General features: G+C 44.6%; 19 protein-coding genes. 5 read left to right on the top strand and 14 right to left on the bottom strand.

Annotation, left to right across the window (positions count from 1 at the left end):
* Positions 1–182 precede the first annotated feature (182 nt).
* The 3 genes from MKZ12_RS05120 to MKZ12_RS05110 all read right to left on the bottom strand — a co-directional run bounded on the left by MKZ12_RS05120 (position 183) and on the right by MKZ12_RS05110 (position 3,209).
* Positions 183–1,046, bottom strand: coding sequence for a hypothetical protein (locus MKZ12_RS05120; protein ID WP_339259115.1), 864 nt, complete (start codon positions 1,044–1,046; stop codon positions 183–185).
* 262 nt (positions 1,047–1,308) lie between these two features.
* On the bottom strand, positions 1,309–2,040 hold the full coding sequence (locus MKZ12_RS05115; RefSeq protein WP_339239950.1) for a nuclease-related domain-containing protein: 732 nt from the start codon (positions 2,038–2,040) through the stop codon (positions 1,309–1,311).
* A 275-nt stretch (positions 2,041–2,315) separates the two neighbouring features.
* Positions 2,316–3,209 carry an NAD(P)-dependent oxidoreductase gene (locus MKZ12_RS05110; RefSeq protein WP_339259113.1) on the bottom strand — a complete coding sequence of 298 codons (894 nt, stop codon included), beginning with the start codon at positions 3,207–3,209 and terminating at the stop codon, positions 2,316–2,318.
* A gap of 202 nt (positions 3,210–3,411) precedes the next feature.
* Between MKZ12_RS05110 and MKZ12_RS05105 the strand changes: the two genes are divergently transcribed.
* Genes MKZ12_RS05105 through MKZ12_RS05095 form a run of 3 tightly spaced genes read left to right on the top strand, consistent with a single transcriptional unit; the run spans position 3,412 to position 7,173 of the window.
* A complete protein-coding gene (locus MKZ12_RS05105; protein WP_339239947.1) occupies positions 3,412–4,542 on the top strand; it encodes an endospore germination permease in 1,131 nt (376 codons plus the stop codon).
* Complete coding sequence (locus MKZ12_RS05100) at positions 4,505–6,013, top strand: spore germination protein (protein WP_339259111.1); 1,509 nt, start codon at positions 4,505–4,507, stop codon at positions 6,011–6,013. Before MKZ12_RS05105 ends, MKZ12_RS05100 begins: the two co-directional genes overlap by 38 nt.
* Positions 6,010–7,173, top strand: a complete 1,164-nt coding sequence (locus MKZ12_RS05095; protein ID WP_339239943.1) for a Ger(x)C family spore germination protein — start codon at positions 6,010–6,012, stop codon at positions 7,171–7,173. Before MKZ12_RS05100 ends, MKZ12_RS05095 begins: the two co-directional genes overlap by 4 nt.
* Before the next feature lie 208 nt (positions 7,174–7,381).
* On the opposite strand, the gene MKZ12_RS05090 is transcribed toward MKZ12_RS05095, so the two are convergent.
* Genes MKZ12_RS05090 through MKZ12_RS05080 form a run of 3 tightly spaced genes read right to left on the bottom strand, consistent with a single transcriptional unit; the run spans position 7,382 to position 9,546 of the window.
* Positions 7,382–7,744: a hypothetical protein gene (locus MKZ12_RS05090; protein WP_339259109.1), complete on the bottom strand. Its 363-nt coding sequence runs from the start codon at positions 7,742–7,744 to the stop codon at positions 7,382–7,384.
* 33 nt (positions 7,745–7,777) lie between these two features.
* The gene (locus tag MKZ12_RS05085; protein ID WP_339259107.1) at positions 7,778–8,068 is read right to left on the bottom strand and encodes a hypothetical protein; all 291 of its coding nucleotides are present in this window, start codon (positions 8,066–8,068) and stop codon (positions 7,778–7,780) included.
* A gap of 35 nt (positions 8,069–8,103) precedes the next feature.
* On the bottom strand, positions 8,104–9,546 hold the full coding sequence (locus MKZ12_RS05080; RefSeq protein WP_339259105.1) for a hypothetical protein: 1,443 nt from the start codon (positions 9,544–9,546) through the stop codon (positions 8,104–8,106).
* 146 nt (positions 9,547–9,692) lie between these two features.
* On the opposite strand from MKZ12_RS05080, the gene MKZ12_RS05075 reads away from it, so the two are divergent.
* Together MKZ12_RS05075 and MKZ12_RS05070 are read left to right on the top strand one after the other, a co-directional pair.
* Positions 9,693–9,971: a hypothetical protein gene (locus MKZ12_RS05075; RefSeq protein ID WP_338591354.1), complete on the top strand. Its 279-nt coding sequence runs from the start codon at positions 9,693–9,695 to the stop codon at positions 9,969–9,971.
* Between the two features lie 356 nt (positions 9,972–10,327).
* Positions 10,328–10,861, top strand: coding sequence for a hypothetical protein (locus MKZ12_RS05070; protein WP_339239937.1), 534 nt, complete (start codon positions 10,328–10,330; stop codon positions 10,859–10,861).
* 151 nt (positions 10,862–11,012) lie between these two features.
* Here the strand turns inward: MKZ12_RS05070 and MKZ12_RS05065 are convergent, their stop codons facing one another.
* The 8 genes from MKZ12_RS05065 to MKZ12_RS05030 all read right to left on the bottom strand — a co-directional run bounded on the left by MKZ12_RS05065 (position 11,013) and on the right by MKZ12_RS05030 (position 17,862).
* A complete protein-coding gene (locus MKZ12_RS05065) occupies positions 11,013–11,291 on the bottom strand; it encodes a hypothetical protein (RefSeq protein WP_339259103.1) in 279 nt (92 codons plus the stop codon).
* Between the two features lie 36 nt (positions 11,292–11,327).
* On the bottom strand, positions 11,328–11,609 hold the full coding sequence (locus MKZ12_RS05060; RefSeq protein ID WP_339259101.1) for a hypothetical protein: 282 nt from the start codon (positions 11,607–11,609) through the stop codon (positions 11,328–11,330).
* A gap of 265 nt (positions 11,610–11,874) precedes the next feature.
* Entirely contained in the window at positions 11,875–12,444 is a 570-nt protein-coding gene (locus tag MKZ12_RS05055; RefSeq protein ID WP_339259099.1) for a hypothetical protein, read from the bottom strand.
* Positions 12,445–12,846: 402 nt separating this feature from the next.
* Positions 12,847–13,950: a toxic anion resistance protein gene (locus MKZ12_RS05050; protein WP_339259098.1), complete on the bottom strand. Its 1,104-nt coding sequence runs from the start codon at positions 13,948–13,950 to the stop codon at positions 12,847–12,849.
* A gap of 14 nt (positions 13,951–13,964) precedes the next feature.
* Positions 13,965–14,696: a hypothetical protein gene (locus MKZ12_RS05045; protein WP_339261316.1), complete on the bottom strand. Its 732-nt coding sequence runs from the start codon at positions 14,694–14,696 to the stop codon at positions 13,965–13,967.
* A 153-nt stretch (positions 14,697–14,849) separates the two neighbouring features.
* On the bottom strand, positions 14,850–15,890 hold the full coding sequence (locus MKZ12_RS05040) for an ATP-grasp domain-containing protein (protein ID WP_339259096.1): 1,041 nt from the start codon (positions 15,888–15,890) through the stop codon (positions 14,850–14,852).
* Positions 15,887–16,714: an HAD family hydrolase gene (locus tag MKZ12_RS05035; RefSeq protein ID WP_339259094.1), complete on the bottom strand. Its 828-nt coding sequence runs from the start codon at positions 16,712–16,714 to the stop codon at positions 15,887–15,889. Before MKZ12_RS05035 ends, MKZ12_RS05040 begins: the two co-directional genes overlap by 4 nt.
* Positions 16,711–17,862, bottom strand: a complete 1,152-nt coding sequence (locus tag MKZ12_RS05030) for a cysteine protease StiP family protein (RefSeq protein ID WP_339259092.1) — start codon at positions 17,860–17,862, stop codon at positions 16,711–16,713. The genes MKZ12_RS05035 and MKZ12_RS05030 overlap by 4 nt, the downstream gene beginning before the upstream one ends.
* Positions 17,863–17,868: the final 6 nt, after the last annotated feature.

The following is a 17,868-nucleotide window of genomic DNA, read 5'->3' as shown; positions in this document are numbered from 1 at the left end:
TTCCCAAACAACAAACTTATCATCATTTTGGCAGCAAAAAATGAAGCACCCCTTCGCTACAACGCATAGAACCCTAACCACCGATCATCCCGGTAGTCAGGGTTCTATGTGAGACCTAGGCATATAGCTCATTCGTTCAACGCATTCCAATTCTGTTCATCACTACTATGACTTTACTACTTTCACTTTCCGTAGATCTCCTCTACACGTTCTTCCTCATTTGTAGACAGCAGAACATTGAGAAGCCCCATGGCATTATTGGCATCACTTCTCGCCGTCTTATACATCTCGGCAAACGCCGCTTCATCCTGCTCCGGGTCCATCTCCGCAAGCTTGCCCCACGAAGTACGGGCTTTGTCGTATAGCGTACTAAGCGTGATGTCACGCGGATGCTGAGCAACAGGTGCCATGGATTCAAATTTTGCTGTCACACGGAAGAAATCCATAGAGTCCTGGAATGATGTACTGCTGTAATCCTTATTTTTCATCGCATCATCCGTAATCAACAGACCTTCACGGGCGATAAACAGCGTTTTCACCATGGCACGCTCCAGATTGGTTGCTTCTTCCCAAGTAACATAGGATTCATCAGGTGCTTGTACAGTTGTGAAATAAGGAAAGGCATCATCAATCAACCGCTGTGAATCGGAATGAATCGGCACCTCGGCATTCATGTCCACAACAGCATCACTATAATTGGCCACATTTATATTTTTGGAATCGTTCTCACTAACCCGGCGCACCGGATGATCATTAAGCGGGATACGGATATAGCCGAGCTTATCCGCATACTGCTGCTTCAACTCTTCCAGTGTAGAGTCCTTTCCAATCTTGCCGTCATCAGTCGAAGAAGATTCTTTGGCGTCTGAACCTGTCTCCTCACCAGCAGTCGAACCGTTTGCTACCGTTTCGGTTACAGCAGCATTCGAGCTGCTTGTTTCGGATGATGATGACGCCTCTTTCGCTCCACCACCACAAGCTGTCAGTATCGCTGCCACACTGAACATAACCGTAAACGTCTTTATCGTATCATTCCATTTCATCATATGATCTTCCCCTATCGTATGTATATTCCTGAGAAACATTAACCTCTACTCCAACCCTTGAACAATTCATTTACAAAAATATCCTTTCAGATAACATAATCGATTCACAACTGAACACGTTCTACATTGTATCATAAGTCAAAAATGGGGTGTATACGACGATATACCTGTGTCTAAAGCCTTTTACTACTCGTGTATTAACTGACAAGATCGACACAAAAACACTGTCATCCGTATGGATAACAGTGTTCATGAAGTGTGATTATTTAATTCCTTTGGCCTTCTCCATGTGTTCTGACCGAATCTGAGGATCGGTCGAGTTCACCGATGATAAAAGGGCGTGAATCGCCTGAATATCCTTCTCTTGAAATACAGTCTCAGGAACTTCAGACTCAAGTCGTTCCGTCTTGCGCTGAATTGTCTCCACCAATTCATGGTCATAGATGATCAGTTCATCCGAATTCACATATCTTACAGCAGGATCCACACTAATGCGGCAACGGTTCGTGAAGGTCACCATGGAGACGAGACGCACTCTCTTGTAGTCTCCGAGGTGTGCATGGATGGCTTCCACATGCGCACGATGCTGCATGAGTGGATTGTACATTTTGACCCGGCTGCTGCTGACCGACCAATTGGCCTCTCTTCTTCCGCCGCGAATCTCACCTGTCGTCAGATTTCGGGTTTCGATTACAAAGATGGCCCGAGGTCCAATTACAACATGATCGATCTGCGAATAACCAGAGCGTGACTTCGGATTGGTAATAAGTAGATCGTTCAGCACTTTATACTCACTTGGAAGACCCATCAGCTGATCTGCTGTACTAGGCTCCTCCGGCGGGCGTGTCCAGTCCCCTTCCGCTTTTTTCTTGCGTTTACTGCGGACCATACGCGGAGGAATGGCTGTCGTCGATGGTAAAGCTGAAGCGGAGGCTGTAATCGGGTTCGCAAGCTCTGGCTGTGTCTTGAACAGAGACAGGATTTTCTTGAACATGGGCAAGCTCCGTTCTATTATAGTGTGGGTTACGGGTGACCATTACAGGAGGAATAACATCCTTTGACACATTCATTATGTAAACTTCTATTACTTATGTCGGATAAAGAGGGGTTAAAATAAAGGGTTAACGACCAAAATCTCTCTAATACGCAAAGTACATATGAACATTTAACCAATTCCGTGACTTTAGACGCATAAATAAGCCGTAAAATAAAAAAAACAGCGCAACCTTTCCTGAATCGAAAAAGAATGCGCTGCTGTTCTCTTGGTTGTTAAGCCTGAAGATAATAGGTGTAGAGGACCTGTGTCCCCTTCTCTTCCAGACCATTATTCGCTATTTCCTGGTACAGGGATTCGGCCAGAGCCAGCCCAGGCGTGTTCATGCCCATCTCTTTTGCAGACTCCAGTGCAATACCCATGTCTTTGATAAAATGTTTCACATAGAATCCAGGCTCATAATCGCCTGCGATCATGCGCGGACCGAGATTGCTGAGTGACCAGCTTCCGGCTGCCCCGGTAGCAATGCTCTTCAGCACGGTCTCCGCGTCCAGACCAGACGTCTTGGCATAGGCGAGTGCTTCGCATACGCCCATCATGCCAGAGGCAATGGCAATCTGGTTGCACATTTTGGTATGCTGCCCGGCTCCTGCCTTGCCTTGCAGCACAATGTTGCTGCCCATCTGCTCAAACAGCGGACGCACGGCTTCAAAGGCCGCCGAGCTTCCTCCAACCATAATGGACAGCTTGGCATTCTGCGCTCCGATATCGCCGCCCGATACAGGTGCGTCCAGTGCATGCAGTCCTTTGGCTTCCGCAGCTTCAGAGATTCTTGCCGCCAGAAGCGGACTGGATGTTGTCATATCAATCAGATATGACCCAGGGTTAGCATTGGCTACGAGACCATCTTCACCGAGATAGATCTCCTCCACATCCTTGGGATAACCCACCATCGTGATGATGACATCACACGCGGCAGCCAGTTTGCCTGGTGTATCATGCCATACGGCGCCTTCTTTCACTAACGCTTCCGCCTTGGCAGCGGTTCGCGTGTACACATGCAGCGGATATCCCGCTTGCTGGATGTGCCCAGCCATGCTTTTCCCCATCACGCCTGTACCAATAAAGCCAACTTTCGTCTCTCCAGGTGCCTTCGTTGTATTTGTCATCGCAGGTTTCCTCCCTAATTTCCCTATTTCTCTATGCTTCGCTCAGTGCTTGTCTTCGACATTGCTATATCTGTATGTTATAGCTTTCTGGTTAGTCCGTCCATCTCGTTTGCAGCTTTTTGTGAAAAAATCTGAAAAAGGAATCAATTTCCCATATGCTGTGCAACCTAACGTAAACTACCTTGAGCGGACGGTGAATGCCATGAGCCAGGAAAAAGGACAAATTACGATCTGGCTATCCTTTTCCATCATTTTATTAAGTGCCGGACTGGTCTGTCACGTCTTGTCCATTCCTGCAATTCTTGAAGAGGCTGGTCGGGACGGCTGGTTGTCAGTTGTTGTAGCTGCACCGCTCTTCATGTTGTTTCTATGCATGATGTTTATCGTTATTCGGCGCGTGCGTGGACAGCGGTTGACCGATTGGATCACCCGAGAGTTTGGCATTATTCCATCGTGGATTTTTCGCATAACCGCTGCAATTTTGCTGCTTGCGTTAGGGACACATACTTTATATGAAACAACGAACTGGACGGTATCTACCTATCTACCGTTCACACCCACCTATGTGTTAGCCGGAGTCGGTGTACTCGTTGCAGCATGGTCAGCAGCTAAAGGAATCCGTTCTATTGCCATGACTTCGAGTATCCTTCTGCCACTAGTTATTCTGCTTGGCTACTTCGTCATGTCTGCCAATATGAAGTATAAAGATTATGGTCAGTTATTCCCCATGATGGAACACGGCTTCGCTCCGATTATGCGGGGTATGATCTATTCTCTTGCCGGACTAATGGAGATTTGGATTCTAATGTTATTCCAGCATGAGATCAAAAGCAAACTGCGCTGGTGGCATGTCCTGTTACTTGGAATTTTCATGATCAGTATGGCCATTGGACCTACCATGGGAGCCATTGTGGAATTTGGCCCAGAAGAGGCTGCCAAACAGCGAAACAGTCCCTATGAACAATGGAAACTTGTGAATATCGGTAAGTTGTTTCAGCACGTGGATTTTCTCTCCATATACCAATGGCTGAGCGGTTCATTCGCCCGAGTAGCCATCTCGATATATCTTATCGTGGACCTGCTGGATATCCGCAGACCGAAGAAGCGATATATCACCATTCTCTGTATCTCATTCGTTATGTGCGCTTTTGCCATCCAGTGGTGGCGCATTGATTATGTGGATTATTATGTGGACCATATCCAGTTTCCCGTCATGCTCGCTTATGTGGCAATCGTTACTGTCCTGTTAACGCTGGCCGCTCTCATTCACAAAAAGGACAAGGAGGTTGCTCAACATGTCGAATCCACCCAAAACAACACCAACAAAACCTGAACCGAATACACCTTTCCATATGACCGAACACAATCTGACAACCTTTTTTGCCGGGTCTGATGATGTCATCATCGATAAACATATATTTGGCGATTCGCAAATGAAGCTGATTATGTGCTATTGCAGCGGTATGGTCGATACTCAAGCTATCTATGATATCATTCTGCCAGATTTGAAAAGGACCTATGAATCAACTCATTTTGTTCGCATTTCTGACATCGAAAAAAACATCAGTCTCCAGTGGAGCACTGTTGATCTGAATGATCCGGCGTATGGGACTGAACTCATGTCCCTACGTGTATTTGAAGGACATATTCTAATCTGCCTCCCCTCTCTTCAAGCCATGTGGAGTCTAGACATTTCCAACATACCTACACGGACACCGGAAGAATCCACGACAGAAGTATCCATCCGTGGAGCGAGGGACGGTTTTATCGAACCTCTTGCAGTGAATGTCGCTTTGATTCGTACCAGACTGCGTACCAACCAATTAGCCTGCAATATCGAACTTATTGGCTCACGGTCAGCCACCAAGGTAGCATTGATGTATATCAAGAACATTGCCAATCCGGAATTAATTGATGAAGTCAAGCATCGTCTTCGCACAATCCAAACAGAGCGTATCATGACGGCCAATGAACTTGAAGAGTTGTTATCACCTGCCAAGATCACCTTATTTCCGTTAACTCACTATACCGGCAGGCCAGACTTTGCAGCAGAATGCTTGCTCAATGGTCGCTTCATTCTTATTGTAGATGGTAATCCCAGTGCAATCATCGGACCCGTTAATCTGTTTCTGTTGCTCAAATCACCAGAGGATGCCAGCTTTCCTTTTTTACCTGTCAATGTAGGTCGCATGTTGAGGTTTATCGGTCTGTTGGTCACCATATTTTTGCCCGGATTTTATATTGCGTTAACCTCTTTTCATATGGATCAGATTCCTTTTCCACTCGTGGCAACAATATCTGTTGGACGGATGGGTTTGCCTATGGAATCGGGCATAGAAATGTTTCTAATCATGTTGCTGATGGAATTGTTCCGGGAAGCCGGGGTTCGTTTGCCAAGCGCAATCGGTCAGACCTTAACGGTCGTGGGTGGCTTGATTATCGGGGACTCAGCCATCCGTGCCGGTATGGTATCCCCGTTGATGATTGTCGTTATTGCAGTAACGGTGGTTGCTGGGGCAACCATTGTCAATCAAGTTATGACAAGTTCCATCCTGATTCTTCGTTTTCTATGTTTTGTCTTAGGGGTAACACTGGGCATCTATGGGTTCATTCTGTCGATGATTTTGTTTCTCATCTACCTGACTGATCTCAAGTCATTTGGCATCCCCTATCTGACGCCTTTAACCCCACTGAGTTTCAAACAAGCCCTCTCATCTTTATTCAAAATGCCAACGGGCATTGGCAAACGCAGACCTGTCTATTTGGAGACGCAGAAACCGCGCAAGGAAGGTAATGAACGATGAACAGACTGTTGCGTCGCTGTGTGCTAGGATTGTTGAGTCTTTCCCTAGTCCTCATGACGACCGGATGCTGGAGTGCATACGAAATTCAGCAGGTAGACTATGCAAAGGCGATCGGTATCGATTTCAAAGACGGTATGTATCACATTTACGTACAGACACTGGATTTTTCGAGTATAGCCAAAAGTGAGAGTTCCAGCAAAACTGCGGAAGCACCTCCGATCTGGGTTGGTCATGCTGAAGGGAAGACAATGAGTCTCGCGATGAACGAATTATGGCGTGCCTCACAATTACACATTGCCTGGGGACATGTGACCGCGATTGTACTTGCAGACGGAGTGTTGAATAACAAACACATCAAGGATGTGTTCGACATGCTCGGGCGCTTCCCCGAGGCCCGTTATACCACCTGGGTATATGGTACACGTGAACCTTTACTGGATATTTTGAGCACAGCATCCATCTACAATCTTTCACCGCTGGATAGCATCCTCCACAATCCTTTGCCCAGTTACATGGAAAATTCTTTATTTGCACCCGTTCTCAGCTTCGAATTGATTGCAACGCACAATGATCCAGCAACTACGACGTATCTACCAGTCATTTCTTTGAATAAGGAACTCTGGCTCCAAAATAAAAAAGAACATGATCTGTTCCTGATCGAAGGAGCCTTTTTCGAGAGGACGGGAAAGAATTTTGAGTTCATGTCACACAATGATCTACCGGGTTACCACTGGCTGGTCAAAGGCATGCGCCGAGCACCCTTGCTGATCCAGAAGGACAATGTCATCTACGGTGCTCTCAGTGTTGGTCTGCCTACCATTAAAATTAAACCGATTATCCACGGAGATCACGTCACATTCTCTATTGATGCCAAATATCTAACAGCATTATATGAATATCTGGTTCCCATGCCATACGATGAAATGACCCGGGTAAGTGAAGATAAACTAAAAGAACAGATTATGGAAACGTATCGCCATGGCTTGGAACGAGGAGTTGATGTATTCGGCCTGCAAGAAAAACTGTACCGCAAAGACCCGAAATTGTGGCACAAGTTATCCGGTGACGGAGAAAAATTAATTCTATCCGAGGATTCTATTGAGGAACTCAATATACACCTTACGATCCCATATACAGGAAAATATAAGAGAAAAGTATAGAACCAAGCCATCCCGCTTATCATGAGGAACAACACAGGAGGATGGCTTATTTTTTTAGGTTATAATTCACCTCCTACTCTTCATTATCAAAAGATGAGTAGATAATATATCCTTCGTCGTTCAGACCTTTTATGTCCCATATCATCTCCTTAATCGGTTGCTGGATTACCGCAGGAGTCAGACCGTTCATAGCGAGGTCTTGTAACTTTCATTTCTTATAATAATCCATGACCCGCAACCGCGTAGTCAGGACCAACGTCTGAGGGATGAGCACAAAGACAATGTACATAAGTACAATTAACCATAGATGTGCGGCAAAATTCTCAGCACCGAATGATGGTTTCGGACGCTCAATCCAATACCACCAACACGGGATGGCAATAAACCATGTCAAGCCCGTAGAAAGGAACATATCTTTCACATCACTCCATAGAAAGCAGAACACCGCGACGAACAAAATAGGACCTGTCCAAGTATCCAGTATCGGTCCCCAGCTCTGGAAGACAAAGATGATGGCAGGATACAGAAGATTGATGGTCCAGCGCCAGATCAAATTGTTGTAGATAAACATTATTCCTCCCAGCTCGAAAAATAAGGACGATTACTAAAGGTTCCGAGCTTTGCGTCGATCTTCGCGGTCGGCTTCTTCCATCTTCCTTATATATTGTTTTAATTGTTCTTTGTGTGCTTCTAGCTCTGCTAGTTTGGATGTAGTTCCTTCAAGAAACGCTGACATTTTTGCAGACAACTGTACAGCAGATTCTCCCTTCCAATCTTGCAGTCTTCCATATATGTTTCGCATCTGCTGCTCCTGTTGAATCAAGCGTTGCTGTAACTGTTCACACTGCTGGATCGCTCTTCTCAAATCTGACAGAGAGACAGATATTCTCCCCATATGTACACCTCCTGTAGTTCATTGCAGCTAAACTATTATCGATCTGCCAGAACAAAATCCTGTCTTTTCCGTTCGATATAATCTGCGATCTCTGTAATGGATTCTTGGTACCACCGATTAATCCGCTCCAACGTTGCCGTAGCATCATAGGCAATGGGTGTAAAGGACTGACTCTCACTTGTTGATATATGTGCTTGGAACATCTGGATTGAAGAGCGGGCATCATTGGCAAAGCCATGCAGACTTTCCCGCATCTGTCTGGAAGCATGTCCAAGCTCCTCAGGTGTTAGTTGAATAGTGCTCCCATGTCGGTCGCCAACATAGTATGCTGAGTTCTGTCTATTCATAGCGTCTGGACTGATTCCTAGTACTGTTGCCGCAAGTTGGCCGAACCCTCCCATAGCTGAACCATGCTTCTCAACCAGCATATTCATCGCTTCCTTAAACTCTTCTCTTGCCTTCATCATCTCTGAATAATTTTCTACTCTAGGCTGACCATCCACACGTTGCCCATCTATCGTAAACAATGTATTACTTATGTTCCCTTTCTCATCGAATGTAAAATGATCCATACTATGTGTTCTCTGACCGACTAGCATGGAATCCAAAAACTTGGATAATACACTCTGTTCTCCGGATATAGACGGGACACGAATAAATTCAAACGACCACTTGTTACCGAACAATCTTTGTTCCCACCACGTCTCGCGAGGTATCGGTAAGAACATGGGGATTGTCTCGTAACGATTAGCATCTTCAAAAGTAGAATTGATATAATAAGTAGCACCAACATGCTGCTCGGCATTCTTCACACCAGAACCCACAGAATCCCCTGGATGGACATAGGCCACATTCGTTTTCAGATAATCTCCGTTCCGAACCTTCTCTTGCAAATCATCAGGAAGTAAATGTACGATACTTGGCGGATTATAACTCGCTGATGATACTCCATTACGAATCGCAACATATTCGGCTTGAGCACCTCCCAACGAGTGTCCAGTGGTTGAGATATCAGCTTCCGGGTACTCCTCCTTTACTTTATCAAAGAGGTTCAGTGCCTGAATAAATTGATTATTCTGATACCTAGATTCAGCTTCAATAAAAGGCATTTGTTGATGCAGAGGCAGCGCCGCAATCTCTTCCTTATACTGCTCCATATAATTGTGAGTTTCCTCCAAATTCTTGGTTCGATTACCTACAACATCATTTAAATCAGTCTCCCAATCTGTTAGTACACTCCATTTGGGACGATCAGGGGGTTCAGTTCCCCGATAACCAATAATAACTTGATTATTATCCTCATTGTAAAACACAGTAGCATCAAATCCAGAACCATTTGTATCATGAAGCATGGCCCCCTTCGGTTCAACTATTGTCCAACCTGGAAGATTTTCATTCTTATATCCGGAAGATGGTAAATCTCGTTTGTATACCTCATCAGCAATGGTCCAATAGGTCTTATCATTTATGTATGTCATGATACCCCACCTTGTCTATTACATTAATTTGTATTAAAGTGTGCTTAGAGTTTATTTCCATAAAAGGAGAATTAACGCTTATGCGAATAAAACCTGCAGCTCTGACCTTACTTATTTTTCTATTCTTATTAGGAGGATGTTCAAGTATGTCTACCTCAGATAAGCAAAGTATTGTTGAAACAGCTACACCAATAAGTGTTGAGTACATAAAGAAATACTATAATGCGGACTTTATTGTAACGAGTCACGATATTGATGATCCTTCCATCCATTCACGTCTATATCTATACGGTCATATAACGGGACATGAGGATGAACGTATCACCGTTTCCTATAACTACGACTCACAGGAGGTTATCAGTGTAGAAGGACCAGGTTGGTTTATCGACAGTCGAAATCCAAAAAAGGAAGTACCTTCTTCCTGAGAAAAAACTGCAAAGTGATACACCAATTTTTATATTTCATTAGGAATGGCCTGGACAAAACGTCCAGGTCTCTTTTTTTTCAGTTGTTAGGTGTAGTTTATTTGTAACAATTTACCTGTATTTATATCCATTCATTATAAATCAATATCTATACACCCGAAAACAGATGCCTGCAAAAATAAGCAGAAAGTCTGTAATTTCGTTTGAATAGCTAAATAAATTTGAATTCATCTAGGCCGTTTTGACCAGATAAACCAGTGATATGCTTAATTATGGGAAAGAAATGAAGCGAGTAAGCATCATTTTGGATATAATTGCTCATACTACCTTCAGGAAATTATCGAAGGAGTGACAGTATGAGATTAAAAAGTATGATTGCTGTTGGAGCTGTGTTAACTTGCTCAACTTTGTTATGGGGATGTGGCAATGGCACTGCGAATAATGCTTCCCAGCAGCAGAATGACACCGTCCGATCGGAGAGTTGGAGCGATCCCAAACGACTGGAAGCTTCCCATCTCGAAGCACTTGAGCGTATGGAGAAAGATCATATCCACCGGATGGTTTCGCTTAGTGCAAGCACAGATGGAGACAAAGTAATGACCGTGCTTGATCGGTCGAGCCAGAAGCTGGAGGAGATGAGACCACTCGCCGAAATGCTCCAGCATGAAGGACATCCCGCTTTATTACAGCGAATTCAGGACATGTCAGGTGATATTCAAGGTTCCAAATCGGTCATTGCCGAGATGAAGAAATTGCCTCAGGATGGCAAGATTAAGATTCAATCCGAGAATTCCGATTCCTTGCATCACATCAGCAGCTTCCGCGATTACCACCAGTACATTCAGGGAAACGTACAATCTTTGAACAAGAATACTCATGATTTACACTAAACAGTATTGGTTCTGTTTACCCGAGTGACTCATCCTTGTAAAAAAAGTAAGGCTCTTTTATGAGATTAGTTACACTTCTTTATATGCAAAAGGTTAGACTGTGACGAGTAGTCCTGACCAACTCCCCTCACGGTCTAACCTCACTTCTCTGCTACTCACTCGCACCGAGATACGTCAGTAACCCCGCCAGCGTCGTCACAATAAAGATGTGAATCCATACGTTGGCCGCTCCATACGACATGTTGAAAAACCCCAGATAGCTAAAAGAATCGCCTCCGTAACTACCCATTTGGAATATGAGTAGCATACACAGCAAAATACTGAACACGACCACGGTCAGCGCTCCGGCTTTCAACCTTCTATCCTCATCCATTCGAAAAATCAACAAAACACCAAATACGAGCGCAATCAAAAACACAATAAATAACATACGGAATTGATCTCTCCTTATCTCTCTAGTTGTCTGCTACTCTACCCATAGAGATACCCAAATGAACATCGTAAATAACAAGACGGGCGCAAGCGCACCTGTGGCTAAGATAATCCAAAGTGTTGCGGGCTTTATGCTTTGGCAGTATGCATCGATCTTACGCATTCGATCTTTGCGCCACTTGGCGACTCTGAGCTGTCTGATCATCCGATTCAGAACGGTTTGTCGATGCTCGCCCTCTTCGAATTCTTCGATCGCACGCCGTAACTCCTCGTATAATTGAGCCTCTTCCTGCCTTGCTACTGTAGGTGTAATCATCTGATCCTTCCCCCCATGAGCACATTATTGAGATATAGCCCCTCTCCTAATCAAACCTCACTAACACGCCTACATATTTGTATTTCCCGCCTAAATATGCCACTACATTACTTAAATAACACATTACAGACCTGCAAGGTTTGACGTTTTCACAAAAAAATGAACAAACCAAAAAGCCCGGTATAGCCCGGACTTGGATTAATACACACTTCATTGTTATTATTGTGGATGGTTGATCTTTCACCACTATATCGGAGTCATAACTCTACCATCTTTTGTTATTGTAATCTCCCATATGATTATCGTTGATATTCCCCAGCCTATCGAATGTATCCTTGTATATTCGAATAATCGATTGAACCTTGCTAAAATCAGGATCTTCGGGTCCGATGCCTTCCATGAACATTTTTTGAATGATCTCTTGAAAAAAATCCACTCTTGCATGGATCTGCTGCTGTTCTTGCTGAAGTATCTCTTCAAAACTATGATTTTCTATGTAACTCATGAGACCATCATCACCCTGATATGAACGATCATCGATTCGAGGATTTACTTCGAATTGTTCCGGTTCGTCAGGCTGAAGATTTACGGTAGTTCGCAAATGAGATAGCATGATCTTTTCTTTTGCAAGCATCACGTGAAAATCCTTGTTCTTCAGCAAGTCCGCAACAATTAGGCTACACATATCCCGATTCTCGATTAGAATGCCATCAAATGGATGCAATGTCCAATGTCCATTGGACCAAAACAGATTAAAATTAAATAACTGACTGCCGTATTTGTACTGAATGTTAATCTTGGTCTCGTCAATAATTTCGAATGAAAATTCCAGCATGTTAAGTAATCTCCTTCACACACTTCCAAAGTTTACCTTCATTCTATCAAACGCTCCATAAAAAATACAGAAGTTTAACGGTCATTCAACTCCGCAATCGACTCAGCCTTCTCGCTACTTGCAACAACGATTAATACACAGGCAATACCGGCAATAATGAGAGATAGCATACCCCTGGCCCCTTTCATTATGAAGCTGCAACATATATACATATGGTATGCAATAGAATGCAGTATATGCCCAGTATTCCCGCTTGAAAAATTGAATAAACCTGGATTGATCTCGACCTTAAGGATTTCTATGAATTCAAGCTATAGACGCAAAAAAGAGACGCACCAGCGCCTCTCTACTTCAATCCTATGAAAAAAATATGAAACTCAAACATAGAAACCAAATGTAAAACTAATCCAAATAAGAGCTTAACGAGTTGGCATCGGGTTGGTTTTTAGATTGAATATTCCCCGCCTTGGGAGCCTCCAGCCCCAACCTTTCACTCATGCCTGCATTGAGCGCAGTCATCTTGGCTGTATAGTCATTACAGCTCTCGATAATGCGGCGATTGGACTGCTCAGACAGATCGAGAGCAGACATCAGATCTCCGATGGCCTGGTTCACCGATTCCATGGACATGGCCGGTTTGGCTAACAAATCATTGGTCTTTTCTGTCGTTGTACGCAGTAATCTGGCATTTTCCTTGAACTGTTCTTCAATTGTTTTATTGGTTGCTTCCACAGCGGAAATGACCTTTTCCTGATCATTCAAAGCCATGGCAATCATGGCAGATACCGTAATCAGATTGGCTGTCTTATCAATGGCATTGTTCACGGAATCAATAAGTTTATCATTATTATCATTAATAATATCCGTAGCTGCAATAGCTTGATTATACAGCATGATCATTTCGGTCATGGATTGAGTGCGGGTAACCACCTTACGCAATCCACGCTCCAAGTGAGCCTTGCGGCTCTCATTCTCAGGCTTGGCAATCTCTGCCTCAAACAGATCCTTCAACTGATTACCAAAAGCAATTTTGGTTTGCAGGTTATAAATCTCCTGAATGGAAGACCGTTTTAACTGACGCATACTCACAATGCTCTCTTCCAGATTGTCCTTCCCATCCCGTAAACCATTAATAATACTATCAATATTGGTTCGCACAGACTGGTAACGGTAGACATAGTTCTTCAGTGGACTTTTGCGCAGTAACCGCCCTACAAAACTAACGTTTTTGCTCTGCTGTAAACTTTCACACTCATCTCTCAGCTTCAAGATCATCGTGGACACTTCAGCCCGATTGCCGGACATGAGATCATTCACAGGTCGATCCAGCATTTTCAGCGTTTGTCCCGCTTTTTCCTGTGTCTTCACACCCAGCTTGCCGATATCATCCATTAATAAATCCAGTTGAACAGCATCGGTTTGCGATACCTTTTGAATTAATTGGGTTGCCTCCTGATTAATCCGCTGCTGGTCATCCTGTTTTAATTGAATATATTCCGTTGCCATACCAACCATCCCTCCTATAATTCGGAGCTATTATACCTTTGATGAATAAGCTCTGCTTTGTTCTGAAGCTCCAATAGATCTTTATGTTCGATTGTAGATACAATCTCTGAAATCTTGGAATCGACATCCTTCAGGCCATTTAACAACATTCTGCGATTGGTTCGCTTGGCTTCTCCACTCAAACGGAGAAAAGGGTTAATAAAACCATTTAAATCTTTCAAAATCAATCTGCGCATCGTATGGTTAATATCCCCGTTGTTTAACTCTTTCAGTGCCGGAATGACTCGCTGCAATCTGGCAAAAAGGGCTAATGACTTCTCCACAATTTCATTGTCCAGTTCATTTTTTTGGCCCTCAGAGATCACCATATCTTCCAAAACTTCGAGATATTCAATGACTGGACCAAAAATAGGATCTGATTCTTCTTGTTGTGGCGAACGTCCTGCTTCCGATCGTCCAGAGGTTTCTGCACGTTCAGTGGTCGGACTGACCTCCTGGTTAGCAGATCGATTACCCACAGCTTGTTCCCCTGCTCCGCCGTTCATTTCAACAACTCTTCTGCGATCGGGGTCAGAACCAGATGTCTCAATGATTGGCCCATGGGGCCTTGAAGGAATTATACCTCCGGCCATTGTCGCCAAAGCCGGGATTGCCCATGATACAAATTCAGGAACAAAGGGACTGCTTACAGCCGCAAGGCCATATCCAATCAGCGCACCCAGCCCGATTTTTGTTATGCGTAACATCATTTATCCTCCTGCCTGTAACAACACATGATATACAATGAACAAATGAAGACTGCACTTGATCACTTGATTCCTGTGTAATTATCAAGATCATCTTCATAATCGTATTGTAAGAAAACCAGTCAGAAGGTGTCAATGTTTGGAAACTAATCTCTAATGGCTTCTAACTTTCTGCGTATCCATAATTAATGGTTGTTCCACATGACTTCCCAATATACCGTATTGCGGAGAAAGGGGGCCGACTTCATAACCCAGAGCCAGCTTCACAGCCAGATATGGGAAATTGATTCCCGAAAGGCAGGACACATGTAATCCCCCGGACATTCTTGGATTAATCTCCAGAAGTTTCGGAGTCTCTTTACGATATTTCATCTGGATGTTGAAGTTATATGGAATGCGATAAGCAGCAGCAACATCACTTGCAATTTTTAATAGTTCAGCATGCTCTTCAAGCCTTCTTAGTCGTCCACCTGCTTTGCAGCGAGGGACAGCCGCGAGCAGATTCCCCTCACTGTCAGCCAAACAATCTATACTGTATTCATAACCTTCGAGACGTTCCATGACCATAATGTTTGGAAAGGACTCCACAGTAGAAAAGGCACGGAAAGCATCTTCAAAAGAGATACGGTTCTGAGTGTGCCCAAACAACTCTTCCAATGGATTACGACTATTGTCGATCACCCGGAATCCCATGCCGCCTTCACCATTACATGGTTTGAAACACACCTCATGTCCAGCGTTGGAAAGTGCATCATAGGCCTGTTTGAATTGGGAGGCATTGCTGACAGTGAAGTAATCCGGAATATTCATGATTCCCAGTTCACGTACAGATTCATAGAAACGGTCTTTCTCCATCAATTGTTCCAACAACTCTGTATCCTTGCAAACCAGAACCTTGGTGCCGATCTCTTCGAAAAGATGAGCATTCTTACTGATATCCAGCATATGGAGACGTGGGATAAATATATGGATCTGATGTCTACGACAAAAATCAAGACAGAAATCAACATACTCTTTTCCCGTAACCTTTGGTTCCAACTCCGCATGATCACATCCCTGGAGTGCCATGTTATTCGGATCGGAATGCGTGCCGTAGATCTCGAACTGCATACCATCTTCGTTGTTTCGAATCAGATTCATATAGTGATACGCCACCGAGAACCAACGATTAAAATAAATACGGGTCTTGTTCATGAGACAGCATCTCCTATCGCAACATGGTGTGTAGAGCGGACATATTCCAATATCTCATCGGCGGCAAATATACCGGATTGTTCGGTGAACTGGTAAGGGATCACATCGGGATTCCGCTGCTTCTCCCGGTAAAGTTCGCCATGCCGTGGAGCAATAGCATAATCTGCGAAATCGAGTAAACAACGATCCAGTAAAGAGTCCCCAGAGGCTATAACAGGAACATGTCCGATCTGCTGTCGAACATGTTCTACCGCAGCGCTCTTGTTCACTCCAGAAGGAACAAGGTACAGCTTGCGCCCTTGGATGGAAGCCTCCCATCCCAACGCTCCCAACGCCTGAATCTTCTCTGTAACTTGCTCTAACGGCATACGGTCACGATGAATGACAAAGGCATAGAACAACTCATCACATAGTCGCTCCCCTGCAACCCAGTCGCTGTTCAGCACATCACCAAACATCTGTCTTACCTCATCTGCCGTAGCCGAATGCTGTTGAAGCTGAGAACGAACATATTCGTTCCAGGCTAGGTCCACTTCACCGTTAATTAGAATATTTCCACCATTACTCGTTATCGCATAAGCCGGAATGACATCCTGCTGAAAAATCCGAATACGCTGGTACTGCTCCACTGTCCGTGTAGTCACAGGGATAAATATAATATCTTCGGGGAGAGTCTTGAGACGATGCAACGCCTCGGCTGACATAAAGGCTGATAATTCACCACGAATCCATTCGGCTGGGACGAGTCCTGGGGCATCCTCGGAAACGCCCATCGAACGCCGGGAATAGATCAGGGTCTGATCCAGATCACTTGCATAAATCATTCGCCGCCCCCCTTTACCGATTGAATAATACCGCAGCATGAATAGCTCAATCCAGGGAACACTTCAACCGGGACACCCCGGTCTTGTGCGAGCAGCATAATATGTCTCAGATTAGGATTGTTCGGACGATCAATCAGGATCTTCCAAGGTACACGGCGCAATAGTACCCGCGTCGTCTCTCCGATCCCTGGCTTGATCAGATTCACATCACCGATACCGAATGCCTGTTGAATGGATTGGATATCCTGCATTCCCTGCCAGGTCACTTCGGGGGGATGAGCAAGTGCTTCATCCGCTTGAAGGGATGCCTCCTGTTCAACTTTGGCAAAGTAATCAGATACCTTGTCCACAAACACGTTGGACAGATCGGATGAAGCCCACTCTTTGTACCACTTGGCTCCATGGAAGTCTTCCGGTCCGATGAGGTCATCCCGCAGTACGGTACGACTCATTAGGCCGGATACGGTTGAGTTCAGACAAGCGCTTGGGATCAGGTAATCTTCTCGGGTTCCATAGGTAGCCGAGCATTGCCCGGGATCGGCCAACACGGCAAGATCATCATCCAATCGGATACCATAACGTTCATTCAGGCTTTCACAAGCTTCCACCAGCACCTTGCGAATGGCTCCCTTGCCTGTCCAGCCATCAATGAATTGAATAGGTGCATGGAGTCCATGCTGCTGCCAAATATATAGAATGGCGTTCTCATCAATCCCTTTTCCACGAATAATGGAAATACTGTAATGAGGCATATCCACATTGTATTTCATGGAAATATAACGTTTGACCAAAATGCCAATTGGCGTTCCGGCACGAGCGAGCGAGACCAGAACGGTATCCAGTCCCCTCTTGCGCACGATCATCTCCGCTACGACGGCAGCAGCCAGAGCGACTTTCTCTGCGGATTGCGCCAATGTATCATGGAACAACTCAATATATTCATCCGTAGGGTGATACTCCACGGGCAGCATTTCCGAATAATGCACACCCGACTGAATGGCTTGTTCACGCTCTCCGGTCTCTTTTTCCAACTGAATATTACTTAAATCCTTCAACAGAAATACAACGTCAGACGGGTCATAACTGCCTAGTGGGTCAGGTGATTTAACTTTGCGCTTCAGCACACTCTCAATTGTAGGTACGTTCATAGCTGT

It is taken from the genome of Paenibacillus sp. FSL R5-0713 (genome assembly GCF_037973325.1).
Lineage (GTDB): Bacteria > Bacillota > Bacilli > Paenibacillales > Paenibacillaceae > Paenibacillus.
Note: the sequence above shows the minus strand (reverse complement) of the source record. Positions and strands in the feature narration are given on the sequence as shown.

Coding starts and splice junctions, on each gene's coding strand:
- MKZ12_RS05120 (WP_339259115.1), bottom strand. CDS start 1,046: ATGATGAAATGGAATGATACGATAAAGACGTTTACGGTTATGTTCAGT.
- MKZ12_RS05115 (WP_339239950.1), bottom strand. CDS start 2,040: ATGTTCAAGAAAATCCTGTCTCTGTTCAAGACACAGCCAGAGCTTGCG.
- MKZ12_RS05110 (WP_339259113.1), bottom strand. CDS start 3,209: ATGACAAATACAACGAAGGCACCTGGAGAGACGAAAGTTGGCTTTATT.
- MKZ12_RS05105 (WP_339239947.1), top strand. CDS start 3,412: ATGAGCCAGGAAAAAGGACAAATTACGATCTGGCTATCCTTTTCCATC.
- MKZ12_RS05100 (WP_339259111.1), top strand. CDS start 4,505: ATGTCGAATCCACCCAAAACAACACCAACAAAACCTGAACCGAATACA.
- MKZ12_RS05095 (WP_339239943.1), top strand. CDS start 6,010: ATGAACAGACTGTTGCGTCGCTGTGTGCTAGGATTGTTGAGTCTTTCC.
- MKZ12_RS05090 (WP_339259109.1), bottom strand. CDS start 7,744: ATGTTTATCTACAACAATTTGATCTGGCGCTGGACCATCAATCTTCTG.
- MKZ12_RS05085 (WP_339259107.1), bottom strand. CDS start 8,068: ATGGGGAGAATATCTGTCTCTCTGTCAGATTTGAGAAGAGCGATCCAG.
- MKZ12_RS05080 (WP_339259105.1), bottom strand. CDS start 9,546: ATGACATACATAAATGATAAGACCTATTGGACCATTGCTGATGAGGTA.
- MKZ12_RS05075 (WP_338591354.1), top strand. CDS start 9,693: ATGTCTACCTCAGATAAGCAAAGTATTGTTGAAACAGCTACACCAATA.
- MKZ12_RS05070 (WP_339239937.1), top strand. CDS start 10,328: ATGAGATTAAAAAGTATGATTGCTGTTGGAGCTGTGTTAACTTGCTCA.
- MKZ12_RS05065 (WP_339259103.1), bottom strand. CDS start 11,291: ATGTTATTTATTGTGTTTTTGATTGCGCTCGTATTTGGTGTTTTGTTG.
- MKZ12_RS05060 (WP_339259101.1), bottom strand. CDS start 11,609: ATGATTACACCTACAGTAGCAAGGCAGGAAGAGGCTCAATTATACGAG.
- MKZ12_RS05055 (WP_339259099.1), bottom strand. CDS start 12,444: ATGCTGGAATTTTCATTCGAAATTATTGACGAGACCAAGATTAACATT.
- MKZ12_RS05050 (WP_339259098.1), bottom strand. CDS start 13,950: ATGGCAACGGAATATATTCAATTAAAACAGGATGACCAGCAGCGGATT.
- MKZ12_RS05045 (WP_339261316.1), bottom strand. CDS start 14,696: ATGTTACGCATAACAAAAATCGGGCTGGGTGCGCTGATTGGATATGGC.
- MKZ12_RS05040 (WP_339259096.1), bottom strand. CDS start 15,890: ATGAACAAGACCCGTATTTATTTTAATCGTTGGTTCTCGGTGGCGTAT.
- MKZ12_RS05035 (WP_339259094.1), bottom strand. CDS start 16,714: ATGATTTATGCAAGTGATCTGGATCAGACCCTGATCTATTCCCGGCGT.
- MKZ12_RS05030 (WP_339259092.1), bottom strand. CDS start 17,862: ATGAACGTACCTACAATTGAGAGTGTGCTGAAGCGCAAAGTTAAATCA.